Genomic DNA, 26158 nt, shown 5'->3' with positions numbered 1-26158 from the left:
CAACAAAAAACCGACCCTGAGGTCGGTTTTTGTTAAAGCGCGTCGCTTAGGCAGCTGCAGCTTCTTTCAGTGCCTTGATGTGGCCATTCAGACGGCCTTTGTGGCGAGCAGCTTTATTCTTGTGGATGATACCTTTATCGGCCATACGGTCGATTACAGGTACAGCCAGAGTGTAGGCAGCTTGCGCTTTTTCGGCGTCTTTAGCGTCGATGGCCTTGACTACGTTCTTGATGTAGGTACGGACCATGGAACGCAGGCTGGCGTTGTGGCTGCGACGCTTCTCAGCCTGTTTTGCACGTTTCTTGGCGGAAGGTGTGTTGGCCACCGTCGAGCTCCTCGAAAGACTTTTGGGTAAATAGCAAACAAATAAGGCCGCGAATCATGCCGATGAGTCGGACGGATGTCAAGGCCAGTTGCAAGGATCTGCCGAGTGGCATGCGCGCGCGTAAGGAGAGATTCCTTTCTACGCAACGACCTGTAAACTCGGGAGTTTTTGGCACCCCTGCAAAGAAGCGGGATTATCGCACACTCGGGCGCCAACTGGCAGCGCTCTCAAGTCCCAGGCGTAAAACTTTTCGATGAACCTGCTCAAATCCCTGGCTGCAGTCAGCTCTATCACCATGATTTCGCGGGTGCTGGGCTTCGTGCGCGACACCATTCTGGCGCGGGTCTTCGGTGCCGGCATCGCCACCGACGCCTTCTTCATTGCCTTCAAACTGCCCAACCTGCTGCGGCGTATCTTCGCCGAGGGCGCGTTTTCCCAGGCTTTCGTGCCCATCCTTGCCGAGTACAAGACCCAGCAGGGCGAGGAGGCCACGCGCACTTTCATCGCCTATGTCAGTGGCCTGCTCACGTTGGTCCTGGCTCTGGTCACTGCCCTGGGCATACTCGCCGCGCCCTGGGTGGTGTGGGTCACAGCCCCCGGTTTTGTCGACAGTGCCGAGAAATACGAACTCACCACCGCACTGTTGAGGGTGACATTTCCTTATATATTGCTGATATCCCTGTCGTCGCTCGTCGGGGCGATCCTCAATACCTGGAACCGCTTCTCTGTACCTGCCTTCACGCCAACGCTGCTGAACGTGGCGATGATCGCCTTCGCCGTGTTCCTCACCCCGTACTTCGATCCGCCGATCATGGCCCTGGCCTGGGGCGTTCTGGCGGGCGGCCTGGCGCAGTTGCTGTACCAGCTGCCAGCCTTGAAGAAGATCGGCATGCTCGTGCTGCCACGGCTGAACCTGCGGGATACCGGGGTATGGCGCGTGCTCAAGCAGATGCTGCCGGCGATCCTCGGGGTGTCGGTGAGCCAGATTTCGCTGATCATCAACACCATCTTCGCGTCCTTCCTGGTGGCCGGCTCTGTATCCTGGATGTACTACGCCGACCGCCTGATGGAGCTGCCCTCCGGTGTATTGGGCGTGGCGCTGGGCACCATCCTCCTGCCCACGCTGGCCAAGACCTACGCCAACAAGGACCGCGAAGAGTATTCGCGAATCCTCGACTGGGGCCTGCGCCTGTGCTTCCTGCTGGTGCTGCCCTGCACGCTGGCCCTGGCGATCCTTGCCGAACCACTGACCGTGGCGCTGTTCCAGTACGGCAAGTTCACCGCCACCGATGCGGCCATGACCCAGCGAGCGCTGATCGCCTATTCGGTGGGGCTGCTGGCGATCATCCTGGTCAAGGTTCTGGCGCCCGGCTTCTATGCGCAACAGAACATCCGTACGCCAGTCAAGATCGCCATCTTCACCCTGGTCTGCACGCAATTGTTCAACCTCGCCCTGATCGGTCCGCTGCAGCACGCCGGTCTGGCCCTGGCCATCAGCCTGGGAGCCTGCCTCAACGCCGGGCTGCTGTTCTGGAAACTGCGCAGCCAGGGCCTGTTCCAGCCCCAGGCGGGCTGGGCGATGTTCCTGCTCAAGCTGGTACTGGCAGTTGGGCTGATGTCCGTTGTGCTGCTGTTGGGCATGCACTTCGTGCCGCCATGGGCGCAGGGCGGCATGCTCGAGCGCTTCCTGCGTCTGGGCGCATTGATTGGCGCGGGCGTGGTGACTTACTTTGGTTGCCTTTTCCTGTGTGGTTTCCGGCCCCGGCATTTCGCTCGCAAGGCACTTCACTAGGGCGCGGACAGGGTCAGGCGTCGGTTTTTCGCATTCCATGGCCCACAGTGGCACTGCTGCCTGTCACCAGCGCCCCGGTGTGGTTATAATCGGCCACTTTATGAGCAAGAAGCGCGTTATGCAGCTGGTTCGAGGTCTTCACAACCTGCGCCCCGAGCACCGGGGCTGTGTCGCCACCATTGGCAACTTCGACGGGGTTCACCGGGGCCACCAGGCCATCCTGGCGCGCTTGCGTGAGCGCGGCCAGGAGCTGGGCCTGCCCACCTGCGTGGTAATCTTCGAGCCGCAGCCACGTGAGTACTTCGCCCCGGACACCGCGCCGGCCCGGTTGGCGCGTCTGCGCGACAAGGTCGAGCTGCTGGCCGGCGAAGGCATCGACCGGGTGCTGTGCCTGGCCTTCAACCAGCGCCTGAGCAAGCTCAGTGCCGATCAGTTCGTCAAGGCGGTGCTGGTGGACGGCCTGGGCGTGCGGCACCTGGAGGTCGGTGACGACTTCCGCTTCGGTTGTGATCGCGCAGGTGACTTCGATTTCCTGGTCGAGGCCGGCCAGCAGTACGGGTTCACCGTCGAGGCGGCCAACACCGTGATCCAGGACGGCCTGCGCGTCAGCAGCACCGAAGTGCGCAAGGCTTTGGCCGAAGCCGACTTCGAGCTGGCCGAGCACTTGCTGGGCCGTCCGTATCGTATTACCGGGCGCGTGTTGCACGGCCAGAAACTGGCCCGTCAGCTCGGCACGCCCACCGCCAACATCCAGCTCAAGCGCCGTCGCGTACCGCTGTCCGGGGTCTACCTGACCAGCATCGAGATCGACGGCACGCCCTGGCCGGGTGTCGGCAACATCGGGGTTCGTCCCACCGTCAAGGGTGATGGGCGTCCCCACCTGGAAATCCACCTCCTGGACTACACCGGCGACCTCTATGGCCGGCGTCTGACAGTGGAGTTCCACCACAAGCTGCGCGAGGAGCAGCGATTCGCCTCCCTGGAGGCGCTGAAGTCGGCGATCGACGCGGACATCGCCGCCGCGCGTGCCCACTGGCACGCTCAACCGCTAACCAAGAGCCTGAAATGACCGACTACAAAGCCACGCTTAACCTTCCGGACACCGCCTTCCCCATGAAGGCCGGCCTGCCTCAGCGCGAACCGCAGATCCTGCAGCGCTGGGACAGCATTGGCCTGTACCGGAAGTTGCGCGAGATTGGCAAGGATCGTCCGAAGTTCGTCCTGCACGACGGCCCGCCCTATGCCAACGGCAAAATCCACATCGGTCACGCGCTGAACAAGATTCTCAAGGACATGATCGTCCGCTCCAAGACCCTGTCGGGCTTCGACGCGCCCTATGTACCGGGCTGGGACTGCCATGGCCTGCCGATCGAGCACAAGGTCGAGGTCACCCATGGCAAGCACCTGACGCCCGACCAGACCCGCGAGCTGTGCCGCACCTATGCCGCCGAGCAGATCGAAGGGCAGAAGAGCGAATTCATCCGCCTGGGTGTGCTGGGTGACTGGGACAACCCCTACAAGACCATGGACTTCGCCAACGAAGCTGGCGAGATCCGCGCCCTGGCCGAGATGGTCAAGCAGGGCTTCGTGTTCAAGGGCCTCAAGCCGGTGAACTGGTGCTTCGATTGCGGTTCGGCCCTGGCCGAGGCCGAGGTCGAATATGCCGACAAGAAATCCCAGACCATCGATGTGGCCTTCCCGATCGCCGACCAGGACAAACTGGCCGCCGCCTTCGGCCTGGCTTCGCTGGCCAAGCCTGCCGCGATCGTGATCTGGACCACCACCCCCTGGACCATCCCGGCCAACCAGGCGCTGAACATCCACCCGGATTTCAACTACGCCCTGGTCGATACCGGCGAGCGCCTGCTGGTGCTGGCCGAGGAGCTGGTCGAGTCGTGCCTGAAGCGTTATGCGCTGGAAGGCTCGGTAGTGGCCACGGCGCCAGGCAAGGCGCTGGAGCTGATCAATTTCCGCCACCCGTTCTACGAGCGCTTGTCGCCCATCTACCTGGCCGAGTACGTCGAGCTGGGCGCCGGTACTGGTGTGGTCCACTCCGCACCGGCCTACGGTGAGGACGACTTCGTCACCTGCAAGCGCTACGGCATGGTCAACGACGACATCCTCACGCCAGTGCAGAGCAACGGCGTGTACGCGCCATCGCTGGAGTTCTTCGGTGGCCAGTTCATCTGGAAGGCCAATCCGGCCATCGTCGAGAAACTGCAGGAAGTCGGTGCGCTGCTGCACACCGAAACCATCAGCCACAGCTACATGCACTGCTGGCGCCACAAGACCCCGCTGATCTACCGTGCCACCGCACAGTGGTTCGTGGGCATGGACAAGCAGCCCAACAACGGTGAAAACCTGCGCGAGCGTGCGCTCAAGGCCATCGAGGACACCAAGTTCGTGCCGTCCTGGGGCCAGGCGCGCCTGCACGCGATGATCGCCAACCGTCCTGACTGGTGCATCTCGCGCCAGCGCAACTGGGGCGTCCCTATCCCGTTCTTCCTCGACAAGCAGACCGGCGAACTGCACCCTCGCACCGTCGAACTGATGGAAGAAGTGGCCAAGCGCGTCGAGAAAGAAGGTATCGAGGCCTGGTTCAAGCTCGACGCCCAGGAGCTGCTGGGTGACGAGGCCGGCCAGTACGACAAGATCGCCGACACCCTCGACGTCTGGTTCGACTCCGGCACCACCCACTGGCACGTGCTGCGTGGCTCGCACGACATCGGCCACACCACCGGTCCGCGCGCCGACCTGTATCTGGAGGGCTCCGACCAGCACCGCGGCTGGTTCCACTCCTCCTTGCTGACCGGTTGCGCCATCGACGGCCACGCGCCGTACCGCGAGCTGCTGACCCACGGTTTCACCGTGGACGAGAACGGCCGCAAGATGTCCAAGTCGCTGGGTAACACCATCGAGCCGGAAAAGGTCAACAACACCCTTGGCGCCGACATCCTGCGCCTGTGGGTCTCGGCCACCGACTACTCTGGCGAGATGGCCGTTTCCGAGCAGATCCTGCAGCGCAGCGCCGACGCCTACCGGCGTATCCGCAACACCGCGCGCTTCCTGCTCTCCAACTTGTCCGGCTTCGACCCGGCGCGTGACCTGCTGCCGGCCGAAGACATGCTGGCGCTGGACCGCTGGGCGGTCGACCGCACCCTGCTGCTGCAGCGCGAGCTGGAAGAGAACTACGCCGAGTACCGGTTCTGGAACGTCTACTCCAAGGTGCACAACTTCTGTGTGCAGGAGCTGGGCGGCTTCTACCTCGACATCATCAAGGACCGCCAGTACACCACCGGCGCCAACAGCGTCGCGCGCCGCTCCTGCCAGACCGCGCTGTACCACATCAGCGAGGCGCTGGTGCGCTGGATCGCGCCGATCCTGGCCTTCACCGCTGACGAGATCTGGCAGTACCTGCCGGGCGAGCGCAACGAGTCGGTCATGCTCAACACCTGGTACCAGGGCCTGAGCGAGCTGCCGCAGGACAGCGAGCTGGATCGCGCCTACTGGGACCGCATCATGGCGGTCAAGGCAGCGGTCAACAAGGAGCTGGAGAACCAGCGCGTGGCCAAGGTCATCGGTGGCAACCTGCAGGCCGAAGTCACGCTCTTCGCCGAGGAAGGCCTGAGCGCCGACCTGGCCAAGCTGGGCGACGAGCTGCGCTTCGTGCTGATCACCTCTGCCGCCAGCGTGGTGCCGTTCGTCCAGGCGCCGGCCGAGGCGGTGACAACCGAAGTCGAAGGCCTCAAGCTGAAAGTGGTCAAGTCCGGCCATGCCAAGTGCGGCCGTTGCTGGCACTTCCGCGCCGACGTCGGCAGCCATCCGGAGCACCCGGAGATCTGCGCTCGCTGCGTCGACAACATCAGCGGCAACGGTGAGGTGCGCCACTATGCCTAATCCTGCAGCGGGGCGCTTCGGGCGCCTTGCCTGGCTCTGGCTGAGCCTGGTGGTCCTGGTCCTCGACCAGGCCACCAAGCTGTACTTCGACAACGCCCTGACCATGTACCAGCAGATCGTGGTCATCCCCGACTACTTCAGCTGGACCCTGGCCTACAACACCGGCGCGGCCTTCAGCTTCCTGGCCGACAGCTCGGGCTGGCAGCGCTGGCTGTTCGCCCTGATCGCCGTGGTGGTCAGTGTCGTGCTGGTGGTCTGGCTCAAGCGCCTGGGGCGCAACGAGACCTGGCTGGCGGTCGCGCTGGCCCTGGTGCTGGGCGGTGCCATCGGCAACCTGTGGGACCGCGTCGTGCTGGGGCATGTGGTTGATTTCATCCTCGTCCACTGGCGCAACACCCACTACTTCCCGGCCTTCAACCTGGCTGACAGCGCGATTTCCGTCGGTGCGGTGATGCTGGCGCTGGACATGTTCAAGAGCAAGAAAACCGAGGAGCCGGTCCATGACTGAGACCCGTATCGGCCAGAACACCGAAGTCACCCTGCACTTCGCGTTGCACCTGGAAAACGGCGACACCGTCGACAGCACCTTCGACAAGGCGCCAGCCGTGTTCAAGGTCGGCGATGGCAACCTGCTACCGGGCTTCGAGACTGCACTGTTCGGCTTCAAGGCCGGCGACGAGCGCAAGCTGACCATCGCCCCTGAGAACGCCTTCGGTCAGCCTAACCCGCAGAACGTACAGGTGATGCCCCGTTCGCAGTTCGACGGCATGGAGCTGTCCGAGGGCCTGCTGGTGATCTTCAACGATGCCGCCAACACCGAGCTTCCGGGTGTGGTGAAAGCCTTCGATGACAACCAGGTGACCATCGACTTCAACCATCCGCTGGCTGGCAAGACCCTGAACTTCGAGGTCAAGATCCTCGATGTGAAGGCGCTGTGAGCCTGGAGCCGAGCATGCAAATCAAACTCGCCAATCCGCGCGGCTTCTGCGCGGGTGTCGACCGGGCGATCGAAATCGTCAACCGTGCCCTGGAAGTTTTCGGGCCGCCGATCTACGTGCGCCACGAAGTGGTGCACAACAAGTTCGTCGTCGAGGACCTGCGCAACCGTGGCGCGATCTTCGTCGAAGAACTGGATCAGGTCCCGGACGATGTGATCGTCATCTTCAGTGCCCATGGTGTGTCCCAGGCGGTACGCCAGGAAGCCGCCGGGCGTGGCCTGAAGGTGTTCGATGCCACCTGCCCGTTGGTGACCAAGGTGCATATCGAGGTTGCCAAGTACAGCCGCGACGGCCGTGAGACCATCCTCATTGGCCACGAGGGGCACCCGGAAGTCGAAGGCACCATGGGCCAGTATGACGCCAGCAATGGCGGCGCCATCTACCTCGTCGAGGACGAGAAGGATGTCGCCACCCTGCAGGTCCGCGACCCAGACCACCTGGCGTTCGTCACCCAGACCACCCTGTCGATGGACGATACCAGTCGCGTCATCGATGCCCTGCGCGCACGCTTCCCGAATATCGGCGGCCCACGCAAGGACGACATCTGCTACGCGACCCAGAACCGCCAGGATGCGGTCAAGCAACTGGCCGACGAGTGTGATGTGGTACTGGTGGTCGGCAGCCCGAATAGTTCCAACTCCAACCGTCTGCGCGAGCTGGCCGAGCGCATGAGCACCCCGGCCTACCTGATCGACGGTGCCGAAGACCTGCAGCGTGCCTGGTTCGACGGCGTACAGCGCATCGGCATCACCGCAGGCGCTTCTGCGCCCGAGGTTCTGGTGCGTGGGGTGATCGAGCAGCTCAAGGCCTGGGGCGCTACGGGCGCTGAAGAGCTCGACGGGCGTGAAGAGAACATCACCTTCTCGATGCCAAAGGAGCTGCGGGTTCGCTCGCTGATCTGATCAGGGGTCTGCGCAGCGCGGTGCTTCGCTCGCCCCGCTGCGCAGGCTGACTCGCCCGCTAGGTGCGACAACGACCCGATGCTGACTGTTGCCCTGCGCGCGTTGGCAGACCTGCAAGGTGCCGCCGGAAAATGCGCCATTGTCGCGCAGGGGGACGCCCAGGCCACTGAATCTCAGCTTTTCCAGGTTGGCAGCGATCCTCACGGATCGGCCCAGCCGATGCTCGCGCAGCAGTTGCTGGTCTCCCTCTTGCACTGTTTGCCAACCCTTCCCCCAATCCCCCTCCAGTGGTTGCACCACAACGCTCCGGTTCTGCAGCAGGGCGTGGCTACGTGCACTTCGCAGGCTCTGCGCCAGGTCACGGGCGGCTGCGGCCTGGCGAAGGTCTTCGGTTAAGTTGGCGTAGGCCGGTGCCGCGAGCTGTGTCAGAAGCGCGAGCATGGCCAGTACGCTCATCATTTGTATCAGTGTTACTCCCTGTTGCCGCATCGTGCATTCCTCCCTGGAAGTGCTTCGCTGTAGCTTCGGTGCTGCGGACCAGGAGGTCCAGTCAGCCAGGCCGGTCATGCTTGGCGGGAAATTTCGCAGGAGGCGAAACCATGGTGCACAGGGAGCGGGGCATGACCTTGCTGGAAGTGGTGTTGGCAGTGCTGGTGCTGTCGCTCGGGCTGTTCGCCGCGGCGGCATCGCAGATACGCGCAGTGCAGGTCGGCGAAGGGGCGCGGCGCGATGCGCAGGCCGTGCAGTTGGCGCACTTGTTGTTCGAGCGGGTGAGGGCGAGCGGCACCCTTGAACCCGAGGCGCTGCACAGTTGGCGCGCCCTGATCGGTTCGCTGCTGGGCGAGAGCGGCGAGGGGCGGGCGGTGGTGACCGGGGAGTGGTTGCAACTGGAGATTCGCTGGCACGACCCACGCGGCAGCGAGGCGCAGGTCATCGCGCTGCAGGGCCGGGTGTTGCCATGATGAGCCGACAGCAAGGCTTCGGCCTGTTGGAGGCCTTGCTGGCACTGGCCTTGGGCTTGATGCTGCTGGCCGCAGCGGGGCAGGCCCTGGTCTCGGCCCAGCAGGCCTGGCGCATGCAAGGCGCGTTGTCGCGGATGCAGGATGACGCGTCGCTGGCCTTGCACCGGCTGGCGCAGGACATTCGCATGACCGGCATGTTTGGTTGCCTGGCAGCCGAAACCCTCGAGTTCATCGACCCATCTGCTGCACAGGCCTTTGCCCAGCCCTTGCAGATATCCCACGCCGGCAATGGCCGCGAGGCCACGCTCAGCCTGGTGACCGCCGATGTACCAGGGGCCGGAGGAAACCCGGACTGGACGCTGCTCACCGACTGTCTCGCCTGGGCACAAGTACATCCGGCACGCCAGCCCGGCAGCGGCACCACGCTGGCTTTTCCGCTGCGGCGGCAGACCTACCGCTTTCAAGGCGACAGCCTGATGCTCAGCGGCGGCGGCATGAATGCCGTGCTCATCGACAATGTGCGTGCTTTTCGCGCCACCCGTGTCGTGGGCAATGACGGGGAGCGTGTGGACCTGCAGTTGACCCTTGTCGACCCTGTGCTGGACATCGAGCGGGACTACGCGCTGAGCGTTGCCCTGCGCAACCGGTTGCCACCGTCATGAGCGCCCAGCGCGGAATGGTCTTGCTGCTGGCCCTGGTGCTGAGCCTGCTGCTTGGTCTGTTCTCCATCTCGGCCCTGCGTGACACGCTGCAGCAGATAGCGTTGGCGGGCAGCGCGCTGGCGGCGGCGCGCGCCTTTGAAGAGGCCGAGGCGAGCCTGCTGGCGGGCGCGCTGCAGCTTGCCCTGGCGCCCCCCTCGCCCTGCCAGGTGTGCGCCCCACCGCCCGCACCCCATGACCTGATTGATGGGCGCCCACCTTGGCAGGCCAGCGAGCACGGTTTCTTCCTGGTGCAGCAACTGGGCGTTAGTACCCGCGCTGCGCACATGCCGGAAGGGGCAAGGGTGGTTCTGTTCCGGATCACTGCGGTAAGCCGTCAGGCCCGCGCACGGCAGGTACTGGAGGCGATCTATGCGGTCGAGCCCGGACAGGCCCAGGCACCCCGGCGTATCGCCTGGCGCCAGCGATTCAGGGGGGCTTGAGATGCAACGTGGCCTAAGCCTTATGGAGCTGTTGCTTGTCGTGGCCGTGACCGGCATTCTGGCGAGCGTTGCCTATCCCAGCTACAGCGACCAGCTTCGGCGTGCCGCGCGCGGCGAAGTGGTCGGCCTGCTGCACGATGCCGCCCAGCGTCTGGAATATCACTACGCCCGTACCGGCCAGTATGCCGACAGCGAGCAGTGGCAGACACCGCTGCCCGAGGGTAGCCGTTTCTACCGCCTGCGAGCCTGGCGCGAGCACGGCCAGTATCGGCTACTGGCCGAGCGTCAGGCCCAGGGGCTGATGGCGCGTGATCGTTGTGGCGACTACCAGCTTGACCAGGCCGGTGTGCGCGCAAACCCCGGGGCGCTGGATGAGGCGGATTGTTGGTGAGGCGTTTTTACTTCAGGTGTTGGATCGACAGATGAGCAAGCACGTAGTGATTGTCGGTGGCGGGGTGATCGGTCTGCTGACTGCGTTCAACCTGGCCGCAAAGGTTGACCGGGTGGTGGTGTGCGACCAGGGCGAGGTCGGCCGTGAGTCGTCCTGGGCCGGCGGTGGTATCGTCTCGCCGCTGTATCCGTGGCGCTACAGCCCGGCGGTGACCGCCCTGGCGCATTGGTCGCAGGATTTTTATCCACAGTTGGGCGAGCGCCTGTTCGCCAGCACGGGTGTCGACCCTGAAGTGCACACCACCGGTCTGTACTGGCTCGACCTCGACGATGAAGCCCAGGCCCTGGCCTGGGCTGCGCGCGAACAACGTCCCTTGAGCGCCGTGGATATCTCGGCGGCCTATGACGCCGTGCCAGTCCTCGGCCCAGGCTTCCAGCGCGCCATCTACATGGCTGGCGTGGCCAACGTGCGCAACCCGCGCCTGGTGAAGTCGCTGAAAGCCGCGTTGCTGGCGCTGCCCAACGTCAGTCTGCGCGAGCACTGCCAGATCAGCGGTTTCGCCCAGGAAGGCGGGCGTGTGACCGGTGTGCTGACGAATGAAGGCGTGCTGAGCGCCGACGAAGTGGTGCTCAGTGCCGGTGCCTGGAGTGGTGACCTGTTGCGCTCCCTGGGGCTGGAATTGCCGGTGGAGCCGGTAAAGGGGCAGATGATCCTGTTCAAGTGCGATGCCGACTTCCTGCCAAGCATGGTACTGGCCAAGGGGCGTTATGCGATTCCGCGGCGTGACGGGCATATCCTGGTGGGCAGCACGCTTGAGCACGAGGGCTTCGACAAGACCCCGACCGAGGCAGCGCTGCAAAGCCTGCGGGCTTCGGCGATCGAGCTGTTGCCGCAACTGAAGGACGCGCCAGTCGTTGGGCATTGGGCCGGGCTGCGACCGGGCTCGCCTGAAGGCATTCCCTACATCGGGCCGGTGCCTGGGCATGCGGGGTTGTGGCTCAACTGCGGGCATTACCGCAACGGTCTGGTGCTGGCGCCTGCTTCGTGCCAGTTGTTTACCGACCTGCTGACCGGGGCCGAGCCGATCATCGATCCTGCGCCCTACGCGCCGGCCGGGCGTCTGGGCTGAAAACATGCAGCGGCCTTGCGTTGCGCAAGGCCGCTGCGGACTCTGCCAGCCTTCAGTGCCGGTGCGGCGCCTGCAGGTGCCGACTGGGGTAATGCTGCTCGTACACCTTGCACACCCTGAGCACCTGTTCATCGGCAAAGCGCGCGCCCACCACCTGCAGCCCCACCGGCAACCCCTCGTGCGTGAAACCGCAGGGGACCGACGCCGCAGGCTGCTGGGTCAGGTTGAACGGGTAGCTGAACGGCGTCCACTCCATCCACTGCGCCATGCCCGACCCTGGCGGCACGTTGTGCCCGGCTTCGAACGCGACCAGCGGCAGCATCGGTGACAGCAGCACGTCATGACGCTTGTGGAAGGCGTTCATCTGCGCGATCAGCTCGGCGCGTGCTTCCAGGGCCTGGGTGTAATCGGCCAGGCTGATGCCGGCCCCCTGTTCGGCGATGCCGCGCAGGCCCGGGTCGAGCAAGTCCCGCTGTGCCTCGCTCAGTCCACTGGCCAAGCGTGCCGCGCCAGCGAACCACAGGGTATTGAAGGTCTGCAGTGGGTCGCTGAAGCCTGGATCGACTTCCTCTACCGTTGCCCCCAGGCGCGCCAGGCGCTGCACGGCTTGGGTCACCAGGGCCTGGATCTGCGGATCGACCTTTATGTAGCCGAAGTCGGCGCTGTAGGCGATGCGCAGGCCGCGCAGGTCGGTCGAGTCGTCCAGCCAGGGCGACTGGCGCGGGGCTCCTGCCAGGCCGTCGCGCGGGTCGGGGCGGGCCACGCAGTCGAGCATCAGCACGGCGTCATCCACCGTACGAGTCATCGGCCCCAGGTGCGACAGCACGGTCATGGCGCTGGCTGGCCACTGCGGTACGTAGCCGAAGGTCGGCTTGATGCCGAAGGTGCCGGTGAAGGCGCAGGGGATTCGAATCGAGCCACCGGCATCGCTGCCCTGGTGCAGCACGCCGAGGTTGAGCGCCGCTGCTGCTGCCGCACCGCCAGACGACCCGCCCGCGGTCAGACGGGTATCCCAGGGGTTGCGGGTGATGCCGTACAACGGGTTGTCGGTGACCCCTTTCCAGCCGAACTCCGGCGTTGTGGTCTTGCCCACCAGCACTGCGCCAGCCTCGCGCATGAAGGCGCTGAAGGGCGCATCGACTTCCCACGGCCCGGCGCCTGAGCTGGTGCGCGAGCCTTTGCGGGTCGGCATGCCGCGGGTCAAGGTCAGGTCCTTGATCGACGCGGGCAGGCCGTCCAGGCGCCCGCACGGCTCGCCACGCTGCCAGCGGCGTTCGCTGGCGCGGGCCGCGGCGCGCGCGCCTTCACCGTCGACATGGCAGTAGGCGTTGACGGCAGGGTTGTGCAGGTCGATGCGGGCCAGCACGTCGTCGATCACTTCGAGCGGCGACAACTGGCGGCGGCGGTACAGTTCGAGCAGCTCGGTGGCACTGAATTCACCGATGGCGGTCTTGCCTGTCATCTCAATGGGCTCCCGGGTTGGCGGCCTGGACCATGGCGCGCAGCAGCACATCGCAGCCGTCTGCCAGGTCCTGCGGCGCGGCGTTCTCGATTTCGTTGTGGCTGATGCCGCCTTCGCACGGCACGAAGATCATCCCGGCCGGGCCCAGCTCGGCGAGGAAGATCGCATCGTGGCCAGCGCCACTGACGATGTCCATGTGGCTCAGGCCCAGCGTGCGCGCACCCTGGCGTACCGCATCGACGCACTGCTCGGCGAAGTACAAGGGTGGGAAGTCGGCGGTGGGGGTCAGCTCGAAACTCAGGCCATGGCGGGCGGCACTGGCCTCGATCACCTCGCGTACCTCGGCGACCATTGCATCCAGGTGGGCGGGGTCGAGGTGGCGCAGGTCGAGGGTCATCTGCACCTGGCCGGGAATCACGTTGCGCGAGCCAGGGTGCAGGTTCAGGCAGCCGACGGTGCCGCAGGCATGGGGCTGGTGGGCGTGGGCCACGCGGTTGACTGCGGCCACCACCTCGGCAGCGCCAACCAGCGCATCCTTGCGCAGGTGCATCGGCGTCGGGCCTGCATGCGCCTCGACGCCAGTGAACACCAGGTCGAACCATTTCTGGCCCAGGCAGCCCTGAACCACACCGATGGTGGTGCGCTGGTCTTCCAGCACTGGTCCTTGCTCGATATGCGCTTCGAAATAAGCGCCGACCGGATGCCCGGTGGGCACCCGCGGGCCGGCGTAACCGATGCGCTGGAGCTCCGCGCCCACCGAAAGGCCTTGTTCGTCGACCTTGTCGAGGGTCTCCTGCAGGCCGAACTTACCGGCAAACACCCCCGACCCCATCATGCACGGTGGAAAGCGCGAGCCTTCTTCGTTGGTCCACACCACCACTTCCAGTGGGGCCTCGGTCTGCAGGCCAAGGTCATTGAGGGTGCGCACCACTTCGAGCCCGGCCATGACGCCGTAGCAGCCGTCGAACTTGCCTCCGGTGGGTTGGGTATCGATATGGCTGCCGGTCATGACCGGCGCCAGTGCCGGGTTGCGTCCTGCGCGGCGGGCGAAGATGTTGCCGATGGCGTCGACACTGACCGTGCAGCCGGCCTCCTCGCACCAGCGCACGAACAGGTCGCGGGCCTGTCGGTCGAGATCGGTCAGCGCCAGGCGGCACACGCCGCCCTTGGCCGTGGCGCCGAGCCGGGCCAGGTCCATCAGCGATTGCCAGAGGCGCTCGCGGTTGACCAGGGCGCCCTGGCCGAGCAGGTGTTGCGAGGGATCGATGCGGGTGTTCATGGGGCGTCTCTCCTGTAGCAAATAGGGGGCTTCTTCGCGGGCGGCGCGTGGCGATATCCCAGTGCGAGCGGGCTTGCCCGCGAAGAGGCCGATACAGAGCAATGCCTGAAATCAGGCACTCAGCGCCAGGTAGCGGTTCTTGATGCTCGGGTCGTCGCGAAACTGTGCGGCGGTTCCCTGGTAGGCCACGCGACCCTGTTCGAGCACGTAGTGACGGTCGGCCAAGGCATCGCAGACCATCAGGTTCTGCTCCACCAGCAGGATCGACAGGCCCTCGTCCTTGATCCGCCGCAGGATCTTCACCAACTCGTCGACGATCACCGGCGCCAGCCCCTCGGTCGGCTCATCGAGGATCAGCAACCGCGGGCCATTGAGCAGGGCCCGGGCGATCGCCAGCATCTGCTGCTCGCCACCCGACAGCGCGAAGCCGCCGTTACGGCGGCGCTCTTCCAGGCGCGGGAACATCGCGTAGACGTCACGCAGTTGCCAGCGGCTCTCCTTGCGCGTGGCGATCTTCAGGTTTTCCTCGACACTGAGCTGGCGAAAGATGCCGCGGTGCTCCGGCACCAGGGCGATGCCCCGGCGGGCGATATCGAAGATTTCGCGGCCGACCAGAGGCTGGCCATCGAAGCTGATCTGGCCCTGGCGTGGCCGCACGATGCCGAGGATGCTGCGCAGGGTGGTGGTCTTGCCGGCGCCGTTACGCCCCAGCAGGGTCACCAGTTCGCCGGCACCGACCTGCAGGGAGACGCCTTCGAGCACGTGGCTTTTGTCGTAGTAGGAATGGATCGAGTCGACGTTGAGCATCAGGCGGCCTCTCCAAGGTAGGCGGTGCGCACGCGTTCGTCGTTGCGCACGAATTCCGGGGTGCCCTCGACCAGGATCTGGCCGTGGCTCATGACGGTGATGCGTTGGCTGATCGACATGACGATGCTCATGTTGTGCTCGATCAGCAGCACGGTGTGGTCGCGGCCCAGATCGCTGATCAGCTCGGTCATCAGCGGAATGTCGTCGATGCCCATGCCGGAGGTGGGTTCGTCGAGCATCAGCAGGCTTGGCCTGGCGCAGATCGACATGCCGACTTCCAGTACGCGCTGCTGGCCATGGGAGAGTTCGCCGGCGAGGGTGTCGGCACGGCCTGTGAGTTTCAGGCGCTCGAGCACCTGGTCGGCGGTGTCCCAGTGGCTGCGCTTGTGCTCGATGCTACGCCAGAAGTTCAGCGCGCCCAGGCCATCGCGGCCCTGGGCGGCCAGGCGCAGGTTCTCGCGTACCGAGAGGTTCTGGAACAGGCTGGTGAGCTGGAACGAGCGCGCCATGCCCAGGGCCACGCGGCCATGGGAGGGCTTGCGGACGATGTCGCGGCCATTGAACAGGATGCTGCCGGCGGTGGCCTGGCGTTCGCCGGTCAGGCAGTGGAACAGGCTGGTCTTGCCGGCGCCGTTGGGGCCGATGACCGTGTGGATGGTGCCAGGGCGGACTTTCAGGTCGACACCGCCGACTGCGCGGAACGGCCCGTAGGCCAGCTCCAGGTTGCGGGTTTCCAGCAGGAACTCGCTCATCACAAGGTCTCCTTGGTCTTGGTCGACAACGTACGCCCCGGACGCAGGCGCTTGCCCAGTTCGGCCAGGCCGCCCCACAGGCCGCCACGCATGAACACCACCACCAGGATCAGGATGAGCCCGAGCAGCATCAGCCAACGCGGCCACAGCTCCGACAGCACGTCGCCCAGCACCACGATGGCGCCGGCCCCCAGCAGCGAGCCGAACAGCGAGCCCGTGCCGCCGATGATGGTCATGATCAGGATGTTCTCGCTCATCATCAGGTCGATGTTCGACAGCGGTGCAAAGTGCAGCAGCATGGCGTACAGCGCCCCGGCGATACCGGTGATGGCACCGGACAGCATGAACACCAGGATCTTGAAGTGGCGGGTGTCGTAGCCGATCGCCGCCGCGCGGGTCTCGTTCTCGCGGATCGCCAGCAAGGTGCTGCCGAAGGGCGAGCGGATCACCCGCAGGGCGAAGGCGAAAATCAGCAGGAACAGCAGGGCGACGAAGGCATAGAAATGCCGAGGGTCGGCCAGATCGACCAGTACATGACCGAAGACCTCGATATTCGGCCGCGGCACGTCGAGCAGGCCGTTGTCGCCACCGGTCCAGCCGCTGAGGGTGTAGGCCAGGAAGTACGCCATCTGGCTGAAGGCCAGGGTCAGCATGACGAAGTAGATGCCCTTGCGCCGGATGGCCAGTGCGCCGACCAGCAGCGCCAGCAACGCACCGAATACCGCAGCGCCCAGCAGCGCGGCGAACAGCCCCCATTTCAGATGGATCATCAGCAGTGCCGCGCCATAGGCACCCACGCCGAAGAAAATGCCCTGGCCGAACGACAGCAGGCCGGTGTAGCCCAGCAGCAGGTTGCAGGCGAGCGCCGCCAGGGCAAAGATCAGGATCTCGGTGGCCAGCGTGGCCGAAGGCAGCACCAACGGCAGCAGCACCAGGCTGGCGACCACCAGCAACAGCAGGACCGGCGTGCGCGGCCCGACCGGTAATGGATTCTTCTCGCTCATCAATCATGCTCTCCCGAACAGGCCATAGGGACGGACCAGGATCACCGCGGCCATCGCCCCGTAGATCATCAGGCTGGCGCCTTGCGGCCAGAGGCTGGTCATCATGCTTTGCACCACGCCGACCAGCAGTCCACCGACCAGCGCGCCGCCGAACGAACCCATGCCGCCGATCACCACCACTACGAAGGCGATGCCGAGGATCTCCGGGCCGACGAAGGGCTGGGCACCGCGCAACGGCGCGAACAGCACCCCGGCGACACCGGCCAGGCCCACACCGAGGGCGAAGGTCAGGGAGAACAGGCGGAAGATGTTGGTGCCCAGCAGCGACACGGTTTCGGTGCTTTCACTGCCGGCGCGTACCAGGGCACCGAAGCGCGTGCGTTCGAGCAGCAGCCACAAGGCCAGGCCGATCAGCGCGGCGAAGCCGATCAGGAACAGGCGGTAGTAGGGGTAGATGAAGTCGCCCAGGATCACCACGCCACGGAGCTCCGGCGGTACGGCGATGTTCTTGCCCACCGGCCCCCAGATCAGGACCGAGGCTTCCTGGATGATCAGGGCGATGCCAAGGGTGACCAGGATCTGGAAGGTGTGCGGCAGGTGGTAGATGCGCTTGATCAGCAGGCGCTCCACCGCCCAGGCCAGCGCTGCCACGACCAGCGGGGCAATCAGCAATGCCAGCCAGAAGTTGCCGGTCAGAGCCACGGCGGTGTAGCACAGGTAGGCGCCGAGCAGGAAGAACGCCCCGTGGGCGAAGTTGACGAAGTTCAGCAGGCCGAAAATGATCGTCAGGCCTACGGCGATGAGGAAGTAGATCATCCCCAGGCCCAGGCCGTTGAGCAGTTGGAACAGGTACAATTCGAGCATGAGCGTGCCCTCGACAGCGCGCGGCGCGGCTGCCTGTACAGGTGTGTTTGACTGGCGGCGCGGCCTCAGGCCAGGGCGCAACCGGTGTGATCGACCTCAACGAACGAGCGGCCCGAACTGATGACTTCAGCCAGGTCGTCCTCGTCGCGCAACTGACCCTGGGGCTTGCCGCGCAGCAGGTAGTAGTCCTTGAGCACCTGGTGGTCGCCAGGGCGGATCAGCTCTTCGCCGGTCGGGCCCTGGAAGCGCATGCCCTGCAAGGCCCTGGCGACGCTGGCGCCGTCGAAGGTGCCAGCCTGGACGATGGCGTCGAGCATGACCTTGGTGCCGATGTAGTCGGCGGCCAGCGGATAGTTGGGGTTGATTCCATAGGCCTTCTGCGTGGCGGCGACCAGCGCCTTGTTCAGCGGCGTATCCACCTGATGCCAGTACTGGGCGCCCAGGTAGACCCCTTCGAGCACATCGCTGCCCAGCTCCTGGAACTGGTCGAGCCCTGCCGACCAGACCAGCAGCACCTTCATCCGCTCCTTGATGCCGAAGTTGACCGCCTGGCGCAGGGCGTTGGACGACTGGCTGCCGAAGTTCAGCAGCACCAGCACGTCGGGCTTGGCGGCGATGGCATTGGTCAGGTACCCGGAGAACTCCTGTTCCTGCAGCGAGTGGTAGCTGTTGCCGATGTGCTCGACACCGAACTCGGCAAAAACCTTGCGCGCATTGTCCAGCAGCGCATCGCCGAACACGTATTGCGGGGTGATGGTGTACCAGCGCTTGGCTTGCGGCAGCTGGCGGATCATCGGCACCAGGGTTTCGCGAATCGCGCCGTAGGTCGGCACCGACCAGCGGAATGTCGAGAGATTGCAATCCTTGCCGGTGATCTCGTCGGCGCCGACCGGGGTCATGAATACGCCGCCGGCCTTGTTGATTTCCTTGGACACGGCCAGGGCGGAGGAAGACAGGGTGCAACCCTGGAAGAATCTCGCACCGTCCTGGCCGATGGCTTCCTGGACCTTGCGCACGGCCTTGCCGGCATTGCCTTCGGTGTCGATGACCTTGTACTGCAGCGGCCGCCCCAGCAGTTGCGGGTGCTCGGCGATGGCCAGGCGCGAGCCCATGTCGGCGTACTTGCCGTAGCTGGCGAAGGCGCCGGACATCGACTTGAGCCCGTAGAAGACCAGCGGCTGTTCGGCGAATGCCCGCTGCGCTCCCAGGGGGAGGCTGCCGAGGGCACCCAGGGCAAGACCTGCCTTGAGCAGGGTACGTCTTTGCATGGATAACTCCTTGATTCTGGTTATTAGGCAGGAGTGGCAATGGCAAAGCGGGTACGGCCGGGCCTGTAGGCAGGCCTCTGTGCAGGCTGGATCAGTGGTGGTGCTCGAACTCCAGCAGGAAGTTGCGTTCGACCTCGCCCTCCAGCGCGGTCATGTGATGTTCGGCGTCGCACATGTGCTCGTGCATCAGCCGGCGCACGGCCTTTTCATCGCTGGCGCGCAGGGCGACCAGCAGTTGCTTGTGGTAGTCGATGTTGGCCGCGGCGAACTGCTGGCGCTTGGGCAGGTAGGCCTTCTTCAGTACCACCAGGTCGCGCAGCAGGTCGTTGAGGAACACCGCCATGAAGCGCAGCAGCGGATTGGGGCAGCGGCGTGCCAGCAAGGTGTGGAACTCGATTTCCGCCAGGCGCTGTTCGCGCTGGCCCTGCTCGCTGTCTTCCGGGGTGCTGCAGAAGTCGATGTTGGCCTGCAGTGCGGCATAGTCGGCGTCGCTGAGCTGCCCCATCACGGCCACTGCCAACTCGACCTCGATGACCTTGCGCAACTGGTAGACCTGTTCGCCGTCCAGATGCTGGAAGTGCAGGTAGTTGCGCAGCGCACGACTGGCCGGCTCGGTGCCCACTTCAGCGAGATAGGCGCCGCCGGTCGGGCCGGTGCGGGTGTTGACCAGCCCTTCGACCTCCAGGGCCTTGAGCGCCTCGCGGGCGGTCCCTTTGGAGCATTCGAAGTGCTCCATCAGCTCGCGTTCGGTGGGCAGGCGATCACCGGGGCGCAAGGCTTCGGTGACGATCGAGCGCTTGACCGATTCGACGATCAGGTCCGAGAGCTTCTGGCGCTTGCGTTTGGGCTTGAGCATTTCGCTATTTTTCATATTTATGCGGATAAATAGGATTTAGCGAGTTTTGTCGGGCAGGGTCAATGGTGGCGGGGGAGAGGGGTCGCAAATGGAGCTAAAGGGTCGGGGAGGGATAAGCGGGCCTTGCCCAGGAATCTGAAAACTGGCCCCCTCCTGCACTGGGGGGAGCCAGTTGTCGGCAATCAGCCTTGTCGGCCAGGACCCTGCTCGAGGTGGGCCTGGCTGCAGTACCAGTCCTTGCCGAGCTTGAGCGCCCGGTCGTTGGGCAGGTGTACGCCGCAATGGGCGCAGCGCACCATGGTCAAGGGGTCTTCGAGGCGTGGCTCGGGGCGTGATTGCTGGCTGATCTTGAATTTACGCCACAGCCAGAACGCGGCGGCGATCAGGGCGATCCAGAAGAGTAGACGAACCATGGTGTCCAGCTTGTCGTGAAGGAAGAGGCCACAGTCTAGGACGCGGCCATGAAAAAAGGGAGGCCTGGGCCTCCCTTTCCGTCGTTGCGCGATCTGTCAGTCGAACAGACCGAAGGTCAGGTAGCTGAACCAGGAACGATCCTCTTCGGCTTCCTTGGGGCCAGCCGGCAGGATCGGATCGCCGTTCTCGTCCTTGGGCAGCAGGTCGGCCGGCATTTCCGAGCGGGCGTCCTTGAACTGACGGACCACGTCCTGGTTGGCGCGGGTTTCACCCGGTGGCAGCGGGGTGTCGGTCTCGATCAGGCCCAGGGTAGCCTTGGACAGCCAGGAGCGACCGTCGGACTCGCTCTGCTTGGGTACGAACTGACCGTCGACCAGGCTCGGGTGGTTCGGGTAGTTGAGCTTGAGGGTTTCCAGGCTGGTGGCGGCCAGGTCGTCCAGGTGCATTTTCTGGTAGGCCTCGGTCATCACGGCCAGGCCGTCGGCAACCGATGGCGTTTCCTGGAAGTTCTCCACCACGTAGCGGCCACGGTTGGCGGCGGCAACGTAAGCCTCGCGGCTCAGGTAGTAGTCGGCGACGTGGATTTCGTAGGAGGCCAGCAGGTTGCGCAGGTAGATCATGCGCTGCTTGGCGTCCGGGGCGTAGCGGCTGTTGGGGAAGCGGCTGGTGAGCTGGGCGAACTCGTTGTACGAGTCGCGCGCCGCGCCCGGGTCACGCTTGGTCATGTCCAGCGGCAGGAAGCGCGCCAGCAGGCCGCGGTCCTGGTCGAACGAGGTCAGGCCTTTCAGATAATAGGCGTAGTCGACGTTCGGGTGCTGCGGGTGCAGGCGGATGAAGCGTTCGGCAGCAGACTTGGCGGCCTCCGGCTCGGTGTTCTTGTAGTTGGCGTAGATCAGCTCGAGCTGGGCCTGGTCGGCGTAGCGGCCGAACGGGTAGCGCGATTCCAGGGCTTTGAGCTTGTTCACGGCACTGGTGTAGCTGTGGTTGTCCAGGTCGGCCTGCGCCTGCTGGTACAACTCGGCTTCGCTGAGGTTCTCGTCAATGACTTCCTTGTTCGAGGAACAGGCAGCAGTGAGCCCGAGGATGGCGATCAGCAGCAGGTGTTTCACTTGCATGGCGGCTTGCGTCCTTTGACGGCCGCTGTCTTGGGCGGTGCCGTCCTGTTATGATGAGCGCCCCCGGCCAACCCCGGGGCAAAAGAAGCCGTATTTAACCACAAGCACGCAGCTGAAACCAAAGGCTGTAAGCCCATCGATTCGAGCATGTCCGAGATCATTCAACTTAGTGCAGAGGTCCCGTCCGAGCTGGGCGGCCAACGCCTCGACCAGGTCGCCGCCCAATTGTTCGACGAGTACTCGCGTTCGCGCCTGACTTCGTGGATCAAGGAAGGCCGCCTGACCGTCGATGGTGCGGTGCTGCGCCCGCGCGATACCGTCCACACCGGCTCCGTTCTCGCCCTGGAGGCCGAACAGGAGGCCCAGGGTGAATGGGAGGCAGAGGAGATCGATCTGGACATCGTCTATGAAGACGACCAGATCCTGGTGATCAACAAGCCTGCCGGGCTGGTGGTCCACCCGGCTGTCGGGCATGCCAGCGGGACCCTGCTCAACGCCTTGCTGCACCATGTGCCGGACATCATCAACGTGCCGCGCGCCGGCATCGTCCACCGCCTGGACAAGGACACCACCGGCCTGATGGTGGTCGCCAAGACGCTGCAGGCGCAGACCAACCTCGTCGACCAACTGCAGAAGCGCTCGGTCAGCCGCATCTATGAATGCATCGTGGTTGGCGTGGTGACGGCCGGTGGCAAGATCGATGCACCGATCGGTCGCCACGGCGGCATGCGTCAGCGCATGGCGGTCACCGATGGCGGCAAGCCGGCGGTCAGCCACTATCGCGTGCTCAAGCGCTTCCGCTCGCACACCCATGTGCGGGTCAAGCTGGAGACCGGGCGTACCCACCAGATTCGTGTGCACATGGCCCATGTCGGTTTCCCGCTGGTGGGTGACCAGACCTACGGCGGTCGCTTCCGCATCCCGCCGGCGGCCAGCGTGGCCATGGTCGAGGCGGTCAAGCATTTCCCGCGTCAGGCGCTGCACGCACGCTTCCTGGCGCTGGACCATCCGACGACCGGTGAGCGCATGGAGTGGAAATCGCCCTTGCCGGACGACTTCATGTGGCTGCTGTCGCTGCTCGACCAGGACCGCGAGAGCTTCATCGGATGAGCGAGCTGACGCAATCGCTGATCTTCCCCGACTGGCCGGCCCCGGCCTCGGTTCGCGCTTGCGTCACCACGCGTGAGGGTGGCGTCAGCCTGCCGCCCTACGACACCTTCAACCTGGGTGACCACGTGGGCGACGACCCTGCGGCGGTTGCCGAGAATCGCCGCCGCTTGGGCGATGAATTCGCTATCCAGCCGGCCTGGCTCAAGCAAGTGCATGGCCTGGTCGTGGCAGACGCCGATCCGGCCGTGGTGGCCGAAGCGGATGCCAGCTGGACCGACCAGCCTGGTATCGCCTGTACCGTGATGACCGCCGATTGCCTGCCCGCGCTGTTCTGCGATCGTGCCGGCACGCGTGTGGCGGCCGCCCATGCGGGCTGGCGCGGGTTGGCCGGTGGCGTGCTGGAAGCCACCCTTGATCGTCTGGCGCTGGCACCTGAACAGGTGCTGGTTTGGCTGGGCCCTGCCATCGGCCCGCAAGCGTTCGAGGTGGGCCTGGAAGTGCGCGATGCTTTCACCGCCGTGCATCCGGAGGCTGCCAGTGCCTTCGTCGCGGGCGAGCGCCCCGACAAGCTGATCGCCGACATCTATGCCCTGGCGCGTATCCGTCTGGCCGCGCGCGGCGTGACGGCCGTGTATGGCGGCGGTTTCTGCACGGTCAGCGATCCGCGTTTCTTCTCCTATCGACGCACCCCACAGGGCGGGCGTTTCGCCTCGCTGGTCTGGCTCGAACCTCGCTGAGCCTTTGCGCCCTTGCCGGGGCGGTCTGTGCTATGCCGTGCAATAGATCTCACTGATGTCCATCAGTGTTGTTGCTTTTTGTCGTAGTCTTTTCCCTCTCAAGCGTTTCGATTTTCTTCAAATGCGCCGCAATAGCCGTTAGTCTCGCAACAATCCGTACCGCCGTGATCTTCCAACCAGAACGAGTCGGCCATGACAGATTTGTCCCGTACGCATGGAGTCGCCAGCCAGGCCCTGGGTCTGCTGGACGGGCGTTTCTTCCGGCCACCGCTGCCGGACGGGCATGTGCTGCGCGCGCGCTTGTGCCAGCGCCTTGAAGCCGGGCTGGATGGGCGGTTGCTGCTGGTCAACGCACCGGCGGGGTTCGGCAAGAGTTCGCTGGCCATCGAGTTCTGCCAGCAACTGCCCAGCCACTGGCGCAGCCTCTGGTTGGGCCTGAGCCAGCGCGATGCCGACCCCGGTCGTTTCCTCGAGCGTCTGCTCGAAGGCTTGCAGCAGTTCTGCCCGGCGTTGGGTGGTCAGGCTATGGGCTTGCTAAAGATGCGCCAGCGCCATCAGCCGTTCGCCTTCGAAGAATGGCTCGACAGCCTGCTCGACGAGCTGGCGCTCTACCTGAATAGCGATACGCCGCTGCTGCTGGTGCTGGATGACTACCATCTTGCCCAGGGGCCGGTTCTCGATCGCTGCCTGCAGTTCTTCCTCAACCATTTGCCGCCGGGTCTGGCATTGCTGGTCACCAGCCGTCAGCGCCCCGACTGGCATCTGGCGCGGCTACGCCTGTCGCGCCAGTTGGCCGAACTCAACGAACAAGACTTGCGCCTGACCTCCGACGAAGCCCTCGCCGTGATTGGCCGCCAGCCCACCGGCCTGCGTGGTCAGGCGCTGGACAACCTGATCCAGCGCAGCGACGGCTGGGTCGCCGGGCTGCGTTTCTGGCAACTGGCGACCAGCGAGTCTGGCGAGGACCATGCCTTGCCCCAGGCGCTGCACGGTGGTGAAGGGTTGATCCGCGATTACCTGCTCGAAGAGGTCATCGAGATCCTGCCGGTAGAAGTCCAGGCCTTCCTCTATGACACCGCCTGCCAGGAGCGCTTCTGCATCGAACTGTGCGACGCCCTGCGCGAGCGCGAGGACAGCGCGGCCATCCTGCGTTACCTGCAGGCTCACCAGGTGTTCCTGGTGCCGCTGGATGAGCACGGTCGCTGGTTCCGGTATCACCACCTGTTCTCCGACCTGCTGCGCAGTCGCCAGGCCAGCGAGCCTTCGGCGGCGCTGCATCTGCGTGCCTGTCGCTGGTTCGAGCGCCAGGGGCTGCTCGACGAAGCAGTGGAGCAAGCCTTGCGTGCGGGTTCTCTGGATGTCGCCGCCGATCTGGTGCAGAGCCTTTCCGAAGAGCAACTGCTGGCCGAACAGAACGTCGGCATGCTGTTGCGCTGGAAGATGGACCTGCCTGACAGCCTGCTGATCAGTACGCCACGCTTGATCGTGCTGTACAGCTGGGCACTGGGCCTGGCCTGCCAGTTGGATGCTGCCGAAGAACTGGCGGCCTATCTCAGCCGTTTCCTCCCAGCGCCCTCGGCGACCGCCCAGAAATCCATGCTCGCCCAGTGGCTGGCGCTCAGCGGCGTGATCGCGCGCGGCCGCGGCGATCGCGAGCGCACCCTGGCCTACTGCGAGGAAGCCCTGCAGAGCCTGCCCTGCAAGCGCTATGGCCAGCGTCTGGTGTGCCTGTCGACGCTGTCCAACCTGGCCATTGCCGACGGTGACTTCTGGCGGGCGCGGGGCTGGAACCGTGAGGCGCTGGAGTTGGCCCAGCGTGTTGGCAATCCATTGTTCGAGGCCCTGGCCCATTACGATCGCGCCAGGGTATTGCACGCCCGCGGCGAGGTGTTGCGCGCCCTGGACGAGGTGCGTCAGGGGTTGCAGCGTCTGCAGGGGTTGTCGGGGCAGCGCCTGTACGCCGTGCGCGCCCGCTTGATTCTCTACGAAGGCTACCTGTATGCCTCGCGCCTGCAACCAGGCCAAGGGCGGGCGCGGTTGCGCGCCGGGCTGAGCGAAGCGCGGGCGTGTCGTGATATCAGCGTACTGATCGGCCACTGCGTGATCGCCTCGCTGGAGGGGCGCGACGGTCGCTTCGCCGAGGCTTTTGCGGAGCTCGCCGAGGCCGAGCGGCTGATGCACATCTGGGACGTGCCGCCGATCTTCTACCTGGCCATGATCACGCTGGTGAAGTGCGAACTCTGGCTGGCCCAGGGCCGCACCGACCTTGCCGAGTCCTGGCTGCTGCGCCTGGGGCAGACCTACGGCGGAGAGCAACCGGCCGCTGCACCGGAATTTCATCCATTGCTGCCACTGCATATCGAGCTGCAACAAGCGTTGCTGGAGCGCACCCTGGCACGACCGGAGCCCGCCGAGCAGCGCCTGCGGGCACTGGTGGCACAGGGGGAGGCCAGTGGTGGAATGATGCTGGCGGTCAGCGCGCTGTGCCAGTTGGTTGATCTGTTGCTGGCGCAGGGACGCGAACAGGAAGCGGGCAAGTTGCTGGCCAAAGCACTCGAGGCTGCGCATGGCGGGGCTTTGCACGCTTTCCAGCGGCTGCTGGAGGAGCGTCCGATATGGTTGCGCGAGCAGCTCGCCGCCAGCCCCGTGTGCCCGGTCCAGGCCGAATTGCTGGCACGCCTGCCGCAGACTCCGCCTGTCAGCGTGGCCAGCAACGAGGCGCTCAGCGGCCGTGAGCTGGCGGTGCTGGAGCTGATCGCGCAAGGCTGCTCCAACCAGCAGATCAGCGAGCGCCTGTTCATCTCCCTGCATACCGTCAAGACCCACGCCAGCCATATCAACAGCAAGCTGGGCGTGGAGCGCCGCACGCAAGCAGTGGCACGGGCCAAGTCGCTGGGCCTGCTGGTCTAGAAAGCGCCTTGCAGTTAAAATGATGGCTAGTTGCCATTATCTC

At 64.9% G+C, this 26158-nt stretch carries 26 protein-coding genes; 14 read left to right on the top strand and 12 right to left on the bottom strand.

Translation table 11 applies throughout. The annotated features are described in order from the left end of the window. Positions 1–46: 46 nt before the first annotated feature. Complete coding sequence (gene rpsT / locus HU729_RS07715; protein ID WP_029614579.1) at positions 47–325, bottom strand: 30S ribosomal protein S20; 279 nt, start codon at positions 323–325, stop codon at positions 47–49. A 253-nt stretch (positions 326–578) separates the two neighbouring features. On the opposite strand from rpsT, the gene murJ reads away from it, so the two are divergent. From murJ to ispH, 6 genes are all read left to right on the top strand, one after another. Continuing rightward, the gene (gene murJ, locus HU729_RS07710) at positions 579–2117 is read left to right on the top strand and encodes a murein biosynthesis integral membrane protein MurJ (protein WP_186709456.1); all 1539 of its coding nucleotides are present in this window, start codon (positions 579–581) and stop codon (positions 2115–2117) included. A 118-nt stretch (positions 2118–2235) separates the two neighbouring features. Further along, the gene (gene ribF, locus HU729_RS07705) at positions 2236–3186 is read left to right on the top strand and encodes a bifunctional riboflavin kinase/FAD synthetase (protein WP_186667585.1); all 951 of its coding nucleotides are present in this window, start codon (positions 2236–2238) and stop codon (positions 3184–3186) included. Beyond that, positions 3183–6014: an isoleucine--tRNA ligase gene (gene ileS / locus HU729_RS07700; protein WP_186709454.1), complete on the top strand. Its 2832-nt coding sequence runs from the start codon at positions 3183–3185 to the stop codon at positions 6012–6014. Before ribF ends, ileS begins: the two co-directional genes overlap by 4 nt. After that, positions 6007–6522 carry a signal peptidase II gene (gene lspA, locus HU729_RS07695; protein ID WP_186667587.1) on the top strand — a complete coding sequence of 172 codons (516 nt, stop codon included), beginning with the start codon at positions 6007–6009 and terminating at the stop codon, positions 6520–6522. The genes ileS and lspA overlap by 8 nt, the downstream gene beginning before the upstream one ends. Then, the gene (locus tag HU729_RS07690; RefSeq protein ID WP_065863423.1) at positions 6515–6952 is read left to right on the top strand and encodes a peptidylprolyl isomerase; all 438 of its coding nucleotides are present in this window, start codon (positions 6515–6517) and stop codon (positions 6950–6952) included. Before lspA ends, HU729_RS07690 begins: the two co-directional genes overlap by 8 nt. Positions 6953–6966: 14 nt before the next feature. Beyond that, entirely contained in the window at positions 6967–7914 is a 948-nt protein-coding gene (gene ispH / locus HU729_RS07685; protein WP_186709446.1) for a 4-hydroxy-3-methylbut-2-enyl diphosphate reductase, read from the top strand. On the opposite strand, the gene HU729_RS07680 is transcribed toward ispH, so the two are convergent. Next, a complete protein-coding gene (locus HU729_RS07680) occupies positions 7915–8403 on the bottom strand; it encodes a GspH/FimT family pseudopilin (protein ID WP_186709444.1) in 489 nt (162 codons plus the stop codon). A gap of 131 nt (positions 8404–8534) precedes the next feature. Between HU729_RS07680 and HU729_RS26045 the strand changes: the two genes are divergently transcribed. From HU729_RS26045 to thiO, 5 genes are read left to right on the top strand one after another with little or no spacing between them, the layout of a single operon-like run. Beyond that, positions 8535–8876, top strand: coding sequence for a hypothetical protein (locus HU729_RS26045; protein WP_346655291.1), 342 nt, complete (start codon positions 8535–8537; stop codon positions 8874–8876). Then, entirely contained in the window at positions 8873–9538 is a 666-nt protein-coding gene (locus HU729_RS07670) for a prepilin-type N-terminal cleavage/methylation domain-containing protein (protein ID WP_186709442.1), read from the top strand. Before HU729_RS26045 ends, HU729_RS07670 begins: the two co-directional genes overlap by 4 nt. Next, positions 9535–10017, top strand: coding sequence for a hypothetical protein (locus HU729_RS07665; RefSeq protein ID WP_186667591.1), 483 nt, complete (start codon positions 9535–9537; stop codon positions 10015–10017). Before HU729_RS07670 ends, HU729_RS07665 begins: the two co-directional genes overlap by 4 nt. Before the next feature lies 1 nt (position 10018). Continuing rightward, entirely contained in the window at positions 10019–10408 is a 390-nt protein-coding gene (locus HU729_RS07660; protein ID WP_186667592.1) for a type IV pilin protein, read from the top strand. 31 nt (positions 10409–10439) lie between these two features. Continuing rightward, the gene (gene thiO / locus HU729_RS07655) at positions 10440–11537 is read left to right on the top strand and encodes a glycine oxidase ThiO (RefSeq protein WP_186709440.1); all 1098 of its coding nucleotides are present in this window, start codon (positions 10440–10442) and stop codon (positions 11535–11537) included. A gap of 52 nt (positions 11538–11589) precedes the next feature. Here thiO and HU729_RS07650 read toward each other — a convergent pair whose 3' ends face one another. The 10 genes from HU729_RS07650 to HU729_RS07605 form a co-directional block, all read right to left on the bottom strand. Then, complete coding sequence (locus HU729_RS07650; RefSeq protein WP_186709438.1) at positions 11590–12999, bottom strand: amidase; 1410 nt, start codon at positions 12997–12999, stop codon at positions 11590–11592. Between the two features lies 1 nt (position 13000). Continuing rightward, positions 13001–14278, bottom strand: a complete 1278-nt coding sequence (locus HU729_RS07645) for a Zn-dependent hydrolase (RefSeq protein ID WP_238348327.1) — start codon at positions 14276–14278, stop codon at positions 13001–13003. Between the two features lie 111 nt (positions 14279–14389). After that, on the bottom strand, positions 14390–15085 hold the full coding sequence (locus HU729_RS07640) for an ABC transporter ATP-binding protein (RefSeq protein WP_063542818.1): 696 nt from the start codon (positions 15083–15085) through the stop codon (positions 14390–14392). Next, positions 15085–15837 carry an ABC transporter ATP-binding protein gene (locus HU729_RS07635; RefSeq protein WP_186709436.1) on the bottom strand — a complete coding sequence of 251 codons (753 nt, stop codon included), beginning with the start codon at positions 15835–15837 and terminating at the stop codon, positions 15085–15087. Before HU729_RS07635 ends, HU729_RS07640 begins: the two co-directional genes overlap by 1 nt. Continuing rightward, a complete protein-coding gene (locus HU729_RS07630) occupies positions 15837–16841 on the bottom strand; it encodes a branched-chain amino acid ABC transporter permease (RefSeq protein ID WP_186667596.1) in 1005 nt (334 codons plus the stop codon). Before HU729_RS07630 ends, HU729_RS07635 begins: the two co-directional genes overlap by 1 nt. A gap of 3 nt (positions 16842–16844) precedes the next feature. Then, positions 16845–17705, bottom strand: coding sequence for a branched-chain amino acid ABC transporter permease (locus HU729_RS07625; protein ID WP_186667597.1), 861 nt, complete (start codon positions 17703–17705; stop codon positions 16845–16847). Between the two features lie 65 nt (positions 17706–17770). Continuing rightward, entirely contained in the window at positions 17771–18973 is a 1203-nt protein-coding gene (locus HU729_RS07620) for an ABC transporter substrate-binding protein (protein ID WP_054895111.1), read from the bottom strand. A 91-nt stretch (positions 18974–19064) separates the two neighbouring features. Next, complete coding sequence (locus HU729_RS07615) at positions 19065–19829, bottom strand: FCD domain-containing protein (protein ID WP_186667599.1); 765 nt, start codon at positions 19827–19829, stop codon at positions 19065–19067. Between the two features lie 182 nt (positions 19830–20011). Next, on the bottom strand, positions 20012–20242 hold the full coding sequence (locus HU729_RS07610) for a PP0621 family protein (RefSeq protein ID WP_063542822.1): 231 nt from the start codon (positions 20240–20242) through the stop codon (positions 20012–20014). 96 nt (positions 20243–20338) lie between these two features. Next, positions 20339–21358, bottom strand: a complete 1020-nt coding sequence (locus tag HU729_RS07605; RefSeq protein ID WP_186667600.1) for an outer membrane protein assembly factor BamD — start codon at positions 21356–21358, stop codon at positions 20339–20341. Positions 21359–21505: 147 nt separating this feature from the next. On the opposite strand from HU729_RS07605, the gene rluD reads away from it, so the two are divergent. From rluD to HU729_RS07590, 3 genes are all read left to right on the top strand, one after another. After that, positions 21506–22468 (top strand): 23S rRNA pseudouridine(1911/1915/1917) synthase RluD, encoded by a 963-nt coding sequence (gene rluD / locus HU729_RS07600; protein ID WP_186667601.1) that lies wholly within the window; start codon positions 21506–21508, stop codon positions 22466–22468. Next, positions 22465–23205, top strand: coding sequence for a peptidoglycan editing factor PgeF (gene pgeF, locus HU729_RS07595; RefSeq protein ID WP_186709434.1), 741 nt, complete (start codon positions 22465–22467; stop codon positions 23203–23205). Before rluD ends, pgeF begins: the two co-directional genes overlap by 4 nt. Positions 23206–23397: 192 nt before the next feature. Continuing rightward, a complete protein-coding gene (locus HU729_RS07590) occupies positions 23398–26115 on the top strand; it encodes a LuxR C-terminal-related transcriptional regulator (protein ID WP_186709431.1) in 2718 nt (905 codons plus the stop codon). The last annotated feature ends 43 nt before the right edge of the window (positions 26116–26158 follow it).

It is taken from the genome of Pseudomonas sp. RW10S2, from assembly GCF_014268985.1.
In the GTDB taxonomy this organism is placed as follows: Bacteria; Pseudomonadota; Gammaproteobacteria; order Pseudomonadales; family Pseudomonadaceae; genus Aquipseudomonas; species Aquipseudomonas wayambapalatensis.
This window is presented reverse-complemented; position numbering and strand designations above follow the sequence as displayed.